Source organism: Clostridium sp. 1001275B_160808_H3, assembly GCF_015550425.1.
Classification (GTDB): domain Bacteria; phylum Bacillota; class Clostridia; order Clostridiales; family Clostridiaceae; genus Clostridium.
Genome location: NZ_JADNAT010000043.1, coordinates 1 through 9,584 on the forward strand (window position 1 = coordinate 1; position 9,584 = coordinate 9,584).

Genomic DNA, 9,584 nt, shown 5'->3' on the forward strand with positions numbered 1-9,584 from the left:
TGATAGGTCAGAGGTGTAAGTGTGGTAACATATTTAGCTGACTGATACTAATAGGTCGAGGGCTTGACCAATAAAAAACAGGCTTAAAATTAATTCATGTGCAATTTTCAGAGAATACTCTGAAATCTGGTGATGATGGCGTAGAGGAAACACTCCTTTCCATTCCGAACAGGAAAGTTAAGCTCTACAGCGTCGATGGTACTGCATGGGAGACTGTGTGGGAGAGTAGAACGTTGCCAGGTCATTAAAAAGACTTAAGAATAAATTCTTAAGTCTTTTTTATTTTATGTAGGTCTTATTCGTTATGAAAGTATGTTTAATTAAAGATTTAAGGATTAAGATCTAGAGATGGGGATAAATATAGATAGAGATGTTAGAGATCTATAGAAAATTATATAAAGTTTTATTATATATATGAAAAGTTATCAACAGTGTAAAGAAATAATAAAGTAATTAATGTTGATAACTAGATATATTTGTGGATAATAATTTGTTAGTTGTGGACTATATTATTAGTTAACAGAGGACAAGTAAAGTGAAGATAGTAGTAATATGAAATTTGAAGAAATATCTACTTAATAATCTATTTATAACTTTTAGCTTTAATTACAAACTTATATAAAGTGGTATTGTTTTAACATGTTTTATAAATATTTTCTTTACTAAAAAATATATTAAAATTATTTCTATAACGTATATTTTAATATTAGAATGTTGTTATAGTAGTAAGATTAATAAAACATAAAGGGGCTCGCGTTTCGCGAGCCCCTTTATGCTTCTATATTACAATCTATATTACAATCTATATTACAATCTATATTACAATCTATATTATGATTTTTTTATACTTAGATTTACTATATTAAAATATCTTTTTTAGTAAAGTTAATATGTGCTATCACATACGCTATTATTGCAGTTATAATCATACATATTATTCCGTTAGTTGTTGTTAATTTAGGGTTTTGATACATTAATGCTAACTTGGAATTTACTAAACTACCAGCATCGGCATAAGTTGTAAAAAGTATATGACTAATATCTCTTAGGGAACTAATTGCTTGAGTTCCTATTGCCAAGAATATAGTTGATATTACTGAAACAGCCATTGATGTCATACTACTTTTAAATATAGTAGATATCATAAAAATAACTGAACAAGCTGATAAAATAAATAGTGATTGAAAGCCTAATGTTCTTATAGCACTTTCGGTATTAGTAACCATTTTAGAAGTATCGGGAACTTGTTGCATTAACATTTCTCCTGAAGATTGATCAAACACTTTTTCATACTTTTGTTCAATTCTAACAGGATAATCTGATGCATTAACATCACTTGTCATATTAACAACCGTCATACCAACTAATTGAGGTATTAATATTAATGATAATATTGTAATAACTGAAACAATAAATTTAGATAATAAAATTTTTCCTCTTTTAACTGGTTGCACAAGTAAGAATTTTAATGTTGCTGGAGTACATTCGCCTGAAACCATATCACTCATAAATACAGCAATTCCTGCTATTAATACTCCTAAGCCAAAGAATTTATTAAGAGTTTTTAAAAAATTAAATGCATGGTATTCCCAACCTTGTAAAGGCTTTATATTATTATTCTTTAAGTATTTTAAGTCATCTAATTGCTGTTTTGATTCAGCATACCATTTTTTATTCCATTCATTTAGACCATCTTCTTCATATTGTTTGATAGTATTTTCAGTAGTTTCTATTGATTCATCTAATTGTTTTTTCCACGCATCTTCAGAGATTCCGTTTTTAAGTATTTCCTTATTATCTTCTATTTGCTTTAAAAGACTAGTTTCTATTTCTTTAGAACTTTGGATCCATTGTGGGTCTCCATCAGCTTCAGCTCTTTTTATATCATTTCTTATATGAACTAATTGTTCTTCAGCTTGGTCTATTTGATACTCAGGAGAAGTCCATTCTTTCATATGCTTATCGTTCATCCATGTACCAAAAGCAGTTATTCCAATAAACACTATAAACAATCCAAAGACAATCCAAGTCTTAGATCTTTTAAAGATTTTAATAAATTCATTTTTTATAAGAGTAAATAACATTATCTAATTCCTCCTTCAACTAATTCCATATATCTTTGTTCTAAGCCTTTACGTATCTTAAATATCTCTTGTATATCATAGTTGTTGTTAACAAGATACTTAATTAATTCAGGAGTTTTATTTGATAATAATATTATTTCTATTCCATCATCAGTTTTTCTAGCAGAATTTATATAGTCAATAGATAATAATTTGTTAGTATCTATTTCTTGCAATAATCTTAAGCAAATTATATCGGTATCAGTTTCCATAGATTCATTTATTACATTTTCTACTGATTTTATAGTCCCATGATTAATAAATGCTACTCTATCACAAAGATGTTGAACTTCTGAAAGGATATGTGAAGATATAAATACAGCCATTCCTCTTTCTTTAGCAGCTTTCTTAACTACTTCTCTAAAATCTAATATTCCGGATGGATCTAATCCATTAGTAGGCTCATCTAAAATAAGAAGTTTTGGATTAGATAGAAGTGAAGCAGCCAAGCCTAAGCGTTGTTTCATACCTAGTGAGTATTTTCTAACTTTATCATCTATTCTATCTTCAAGTCCTACTAATTTTATAGTTTCATCTACTTGAGTTTTAGGAATATTTCTAATTCTAGCAATTTGCATTAAATTTTCTCTTCCTGATAGATATTTATATAATTCAGGATTTTCAACTACAGCACCAACTTCATTTAAGGCATTTTCTGTATCATTTTTTAAATCATGGCCACAGATACTGATGCTACCTCCATTTGGATTTATAAGTCCAACTAACATCCTTATAGTTGTTGTTTTTCCAGCTCCATTTGGTCCTAAGAATCCAAATATTTCTCCTTCTTCTATGGAAAAAGAGATATCCTTTATTATTTCTCTTTTGCCCAGCTTCTTTTTAAGTCCTTTTACCTCTAAAACCTTCAATTTATTACCTCCCTTAAGTTATCTATTAATAATTTTAGAGTTAAAATCTTAATTTAAAGGGATATAAAACCTTAATAAAACCTTAATATAGTCTTAAGATATATTTATAGTTAAATTTCGATATATAATTGTAATATTTTTATAGAATTTATGGTAAAAAGTCGATTGATGTAGGTTTTAAAAAGTTAATAAATAATCATATGTAAATATATGATGAAAAACATAGGATATTAAGGATTATCGTATTACGGATTCAATGGAAATTAATGTAACGCGATGGTATAATTATCAACATGAGAATTATGTTAAGTTCAAGGGAGAGATTTGTATGACACAGGTGGTAAAGGGTAAGGTTAAAAATGGACAACTTGTAGATATAGACATCGATTTATTTCATAAAGGGAAAAATTATAGTAGTTATAGATTTATGGGAGCTCATTTAGTAAGTGAAAAAAGGAAAAAGGGAGTAAGATTTACAACTTGGGCACCGAATGCAAGTGAAATCTATGTTGTAGGAGACTTTTGTGATTTTAAACCGGAAGAAGAGTTTAAAATGGAGAAGGTTAATAAAAGAGGAGTATGGTCAATATTTATTCCAGGCTTAAAGGAAGGAACTAAATATAAGTACTATATTATAAATAAGAATAGCTTAAAGGGAGTATATAAAGCGGATCCTTATGCAACCTTTTCAGAGCTTAGACCTAATACTGCATCAATAGTTAAAGATGAATGTAAGTTTAGATGGTCAGATAAGAAATGGACAAATAAAAGAGAAAAAATGGATATACTAAAATCTCCAATAAATATTTATGAGATGCATTTAGGATCATGGAAAACTAAGGATGGCGAATTTCTTACATATAAAGAATTATGTGATGAGCTACCTAAGTATTTAATTGAAATGGGATATACTCATGTAGAATTTATGCCATTAGTAGAACATCCATTAGATGCTTCTTGGGGATATCAAGGAATAGGTTACTATTCCGTTACAAGTAGATATGGTAATCCAGAGGATTTAAAAGAATTAGTAAATATACTTCATAAAAATGATATAGGGGTTATCCTTGATTGGGTACCAGGACATTTTTGTAAGGACGAGCATGGATTATATCACTTTGATGGTAGCCCAACTTATGAATATCAAGAAGGCTGGAAGGCTGAAAATAAAGGATGGGGTACAGCTAATTTTGATTTAGGTAGACCAGAAGTAAAGAGCTTTTTAATTTCTAATGCACTATTTTGGATGAGAGAGTTTCATATAGATGGATTGAGGGTAGATGCTGTATCTAATATGCTTTACCTGAATTATGGAAGAAATGAGGGTGAATGGAGGCCAAATAAATTTGGTGGAGATGGCTGTTTAGAAGGGATAGAGTTTTTAAAAGAGTTAAATACAGCTGTATTTGGTGAGTTTAAAAATGTTCTTATGGTTGCAGAAGAATCAACATCATGGCCAAATGTATGTATGCCGATTGAAAATGGTGGATTAGGTTTTAATTTTAAATGGAATATGGGATGGATGAATGATACTTTAGAGTATGTAGAAATGGATCCTGTATATAGAAAATATCATCATAATAATATGACTTTTTCCATGATGTACAACTACTCAGAAAACTTTATACTACCAATATCACATGATGAAGTTGTTCATGGTAAAAAGTCCTTAGTAGATAAAATGTGGGGCGATTATTGGAATAAGTTTGCTGGATTAAGGTTATATTTAGCCTATATGATGGGGCATCCAGGGAAGAAATTAACATTCATGGGATACGAGTTTGCTCAATTTATAGAATGGAGAGAGTATGAACAGTTAGAGTGGAAGTTAATTGATAATTTTGAAATGCACAAATTAACTCAGGATTATTGTAAAAGTCTAAATAGTTTTTATAAAGAACATAATGCTCTTTGGGAATTAGACTATGATGTTAATGGATTTGAGTGGATAGATGCGGATAATGCTAATCAAAGTATATTTGCATTCATAAGAAAAGGAAATAAAGCTAAAGATACATTAATATTTGTTTTCAACTTTACTCCTGTTGTTTATCATGATTTCAGAATTGGAGTACCTTATAATGCAGAATATAGCGAGATATTTAATTCTGATAAAAAGGAATTTGGAGGGTCTAATCAATTAAATGAGGATGCTATATTATCAGAGAAAATACAATATCATAACAAGCCATACTCTATTACGTTAAAAGTACCGCCTATGGCTGTTTCTGTATGGTCTGTTAATAAGCTTATTAAGGAACCTGAAACAAATACTATAGAAAGCAAAGAGATAATAGAAAATTAAAAAATAACATAAGATTGAGTGGGGGGATATAAAATTGAATATTTTGATAGTAGCGTCAGAAGCACATCCTTTTATTAAAACTGGTGGATTGGGAGATGTTATTGGTGCTTTACCAGTTGCATTAAAGGAATTAGGCGCAGATGTAAGAGTTGTGATTCCTAATTATAGAGATATAAAAAAAGAAATAAAGGAAGACTTAAAGTATATAGATAATTTTACTGTAAATGTAGGATGGAGAAGTCAATATTGTGGAATCTTAGAATATGAACATGATGGAGTTAAGTTTTATCTTTTAGACAATGAGTATTACTTTAAGAGAGATGGATTGTACGGATATTATGATGATGGAGAAAAATTTGCTTTTTTTGATAGAGCAGTTTTAGAATTTGTAAAGCATATAGATTGGGTACCTGATATATTACATTGTAATGATTGGCAAACTGGAATGGTGCCAGTGTTACTTAAATTGGAGTATAGCAAAGAAGAAAAATTTAAAAATATGAAAACAGTACTTTCAATTCACAATTTATTCTTTAAAGGTATGTTTAATCCACAAGTTTTACCAGAGTTATTTGGATATGACTATGAAGCATTTAACAATGGAAGCTTAGAGCATTATGGGGCTGTTAGTTTCTTAAAGGGTGGAATTAATTATGCAGATAAAGTTTCTACAGTAAGTAAGAGTTATGCAGAAGAAATTAAGACTCCAGAGTATGGAGAACAGTTAGATGGATTACTTAGATATAGGGGTTCTGCATTACAAGGAATAGTAAATGGTATAGATTATAAAGAATATAACCCAGAAGAGGATAAGTATATATATTCTACTTATAGTGCTAATGATTTTGAAAATAAAAAAATTAATAAAGAAGAATTACAAAAAGAATTAGGGTTACCAGTAAATAAGGATGTTCCAATGATTGGATTAGTATCTAGATTAACGCATCAAAAGGGTTGTGATCTAATAATTAATATATTAGAAGAATTACTTAAGGAAGATGTTCAAGTTGTGATATTAGGTACTGGAGATTATATGTATGAAGAAAGTTTTAAAAGCTTCCAAAGTAGACATCCTAAAAAGGTTAGTTCAAATATAAAATTTAGTAATGAATTAGCACATAAGATTTATGCTGCATCAGATATGTTTTTAATGCCGTCATTATTTGAACCTTGTGGACTTGGACAATTAATTGCACTTAGATATGGAAGTGTCCCTATAGTTAGAGAAACTGGGGGTCTAAAAGATACAGTAATTCCTTATAATGAGTATGATGAAACAGGCAATGGATTTGGATTTAAGAATTATAGATTTGATGAGCTTCTTAATACAACAAAATATGCCCTAAGTATTTATAAAGACAAAAATAAATGGAATAGCATTGTTAGACAAGCTATGAGTGCAGATAATAGTTGGGAAAAATCTGCGAAAGAATATATTGAATTATATAATGAAGTAATTTCTAGCAATGATAATAAATAAATTTTAAAAGACTAAGATATGAGTATAGGAGAGAGGGAAGAGAATATGGGAAAAAAAGAAATTGTAGCGATGATTTTAGCTGGTGGACAAGGATCCAGATTAGGAATATTAACTAAGAATATAGCAAAACCTGCAGTACCGTTTGGAGGAAAGTATAGGATTATAGATTTTCCTTTAAGCAATTGTTCGAATTCAGGCATATATACAGTAGGTGTACTAACTCAATATAAACCATTAGATTTAAATTCCCATATAGGAATAGGGGATCCCTGGGATTTAGATAGAAGAGATGGAGGAGTATCAATATTACCACCATACCAAGAAGAAAAAGGTGGAGATTGGTATAAGGGGACTGCTAATGCAATTTATCAAAATATAGAGTATGTAGATAGATATGATCCTGAATATGTTTTAATACTTTCTGGTGACCATATATATAAGATGAATTACGATAAAATGTTAGAGTTCCATAAAGAAAATGGAGCAGATGCAACAATTGCAGTTATAGATGTTCCGCTAGAAGAGGCTAGTAGATTTGGAATAATGAATACTAGAGAAGATAATACAATATATGAATTTGAAGAAAAGCCTAGTGAACCAAAGAGTACTAATGCATCAATGGGAATATATATATTTAACTGGGCAGTATTAAAGAAGTTCCTAAGAGAAGACGAAAATGATCCATCTTCAAGCAATGATTTTGGTAAAAATATAATACCTAAAATGCTTAATGAAGGAAGAAAGTTAATGGCATATCCATTTAAGGGATATTGGAAAGATGTTGGAACTATAGATAGCTTATGGGAAGCTAATATGGATTTATTGAAAATAGATAATGATTTGAATTTATATGATAGCGAATGGAAAATATATTCACAAAATCAAGTAAGACCAGCTCAATATGTAGGGGATGAGGCTAAGATAGTAAATTCTTTAATAGTAGAAGGTTGTATAATCAATGGTAAAATAGAAAATTCCGTAGTATCTCAAGGTGTATATGTTGGTAAAAATACAGTGATAAGAGATTCAGTGATAATGCCAAATGTAGAAATTGGAGATAATGTTGTAATAGATAAAGCTATAGTTGGAAGTAATGCAATAATAAATCATGGCTGTAGCATTGGTAATGGAGATTCAATAGAAGTTGTTGGAGCTTATCAATATATAGTTAATGAATCAAATATAAAGTTAAAAGAGATTTGTTTAGATGATGAAGTAGTTAATGTTTAAGGGGGCTGGAAGAATGAATAATTGTTTAGGAATAATAAATTTAGATGAAAACCAAAGCAGAATGGGAGAATTAGTAAGAAATAGAACTTTGGCATCAGTACCTCTTTCTGCAAGATATAGAGTTATTGATTTTGTATTATCTAATATGGCTAATTCAGGAATAGAAGGAATAGGAATATTCACAGCTAATAAATCAAGATCATTAATAAATCATCTAACCAATGGTAGACCATGGGATTTGCATAGAAAAAAAGATGGTCTTAGAGTATTTAATTTTGGAGATTATGATCCTGACTATGATGATGTTCATAACTTTATAGATAATATTGAGTTCATTGAACAAAGTAGAAAAGAATATGTACTAATAAGTCCATCATATATGATATGTAATATAGATTATAATGAAGTATTAAAATATCATAAGAAGTCTAAAAATGATATAACAATAGTATATAAAGAAGTAGAAAATGCAGATAAAAAGTTTTTGGAATGTGAAGTTTTAAATATAGGCAGTGATAATAGAGTAATTAGCATTGGTGAAAATATAGGTAGAGAGAAAATCGCAAATATAAACATGGAAATGTATATTATGAAGAGGGAGTTATTTACTGATATTATTCATGAGTGCATAAAAACTGGAATTCATAGAAAAATAAAAGGCTATATAGCTTCAAATCTTAATAAGTTTAAAGTGGGAGCATATGAATTTGATGGATATTTATCTTGTATAAATTCAATTAAAGCATATTTTGATACTAATTTAGATATTCTAGATCAAAATATAAACAAAGAGTTATTTTATAATAAAAAGCCTATATTTACTAAGTCACAAGATGAACCTCCAACACAATATACAGATATGAGTTTAGTATCAAACTCTATAATTGCTAATGGATCATATATAGAAGGAGAAGTAAAGAACTGTATAATTGGTAGAAGAGTAGTTGTTGGAAAAGGAGCAAAGCTTGAAAATTGTGTTATAATGCAAAACACAGTAATTGGTCCTGATGCTGTAATGGATAGGGTTATAGCTGATAAGGGAACTGTAGTGAATGAAAGTCAAATAATTAAAGGTACAAATAATTATCCTGTAACTATTCAAAGAGCAAAAGTTGTTTAAGATAGAAATATAACAAGAAATAATAAATATATAAATCTATATAGTAGCTATTGAAATAAATCTAATAGTTACTATATAGGTGAAATATAATAACAAATGTTCCGGGTGTATCAATAGTATTATATATTAGAAAAAAAGAGATTTATTAAGTATAAGTAATATAATTCGATGTAAATATCGTATTTTGTAGAAATAAGTATTAATATAAGTGGTAAGATTAATCTCGTTCCAAGCGAGGAACAAAACATATTAAAGAAATCATTAAAACAATAAAAAATATGTTGACAATGATAACTTTAAGTGATAAGATAATAAAGTCGCTTGAGGGCGATGAAGAAAATGGTCTTTGAAAATTGAACAGAAAATAAGTTAAGTAAAATAAACCAGCAATTCTTTTAGACGTCTTAAAATTAAGACTCAAAGTAATTTGAGCGAAGAGATTAAACTTTTTATTGAG

Annotated in this window: 6 protein-coding genes and 1 rRNA gene; 5 read left to right on the forward strand and 2 right to left on the reverse strand. The window is 29.0% G+C overall.

Annotated features, from left to right (window positions below):
* The first annotated feature begins 125 nt into the window (after positions 1-125).
* Positions 126-242: ribosomal RNA gene (rrf, locus tag I2A75_RS17605) — 5S ribosomal RNA — on the forward strand.
* Positions 243-857: 615 nt separating this feature from the next.
* On the opposite strand, the gene I2A75_RS17610 is transcribed toward rrf, so the two are convergent.
* Positions 858-2,084 (reverse strand): ABC transporter permease subunit, encoded by a 1,227-nt coding sequence (locus I2A75_RS17610; RefSeq protein ID WP_195266905.1) that lies wholly within the window; start codon positions 2,082-2,084, stop codon positions 858-860.
* Positions 2,084-2,992, reverse strand: a complete 909-nt coding sequence (locus I2A75_RS17615) for an ABC transporter ATP-binding protein (protein ID WP_195266906.1) — start codon at positions 2,990-2,992, stop codon at positions 2,084-2,086. Before I2A75_RS17615 ends, I2A75_RS17610 begins: the two co-directional genes overlap by 1 nt.
* Positions 2,993-3,320: 328 nt before the next feature.
* On the opposite strand from I2A75_RS17615, the gene glgB reads away from it, so the two are divergent.
* Genes glgB through glgD form a run of 4 tightly spaced genes read left to right on the forward strand, consistent with a single transcriptional unit; the run spans position 3,321 to position 9,127 of the window.
* Positions 3,321-5,297, forward strand: a complete 1,977-nt coding sequence (gene glgB / locus I2A75_RS17620; protein WP_195266907.1) for a 1,4-alpha-glucan branching protein GlgB — start codon at positions 3,321-3,323, stop codon at positions 5,295-5,297.
* A gap of 34 nt (positions 5,298-5,331) precedes the next feature.
* Entirely contained in the window at positions 5,332-6,777 is a 1,446-nt protein-coding gene (gene glgA, locus I2A75_RS17625; protein ID WP_195266908.1) for a glycogen synthase GlgA, read from the forward strand.
* A gap of 45 nt (positions 6,778-6,822) precedes the next feature.
* Complete coding sequence (locus tag I2A75_RS17630) at positions 6,823-8,007, forward strand: glucose-1-phosphate adenylyltransferase (protein ID WP_195266909.1); 1,185 nt, start codon at positions 6,823-6,825, stop codon at positions 8,005-8,007.
* Positions 8,008-8,020: 13 nt separating this feature from the next.
* A complete protein-coding gene (gene glgD, locus I2A75_RS17635; RefSeq protein WP_195266910.1) occupies positions 8,021-9,127 on the forward strand; it encodes a glucose-1-phosphate adenylyltransferase subunit GlgD in 1,107 nt (368 codons plus the stop codon).
* Positions 9,128-9,584 lie beyond the last annotated feature (457 nt).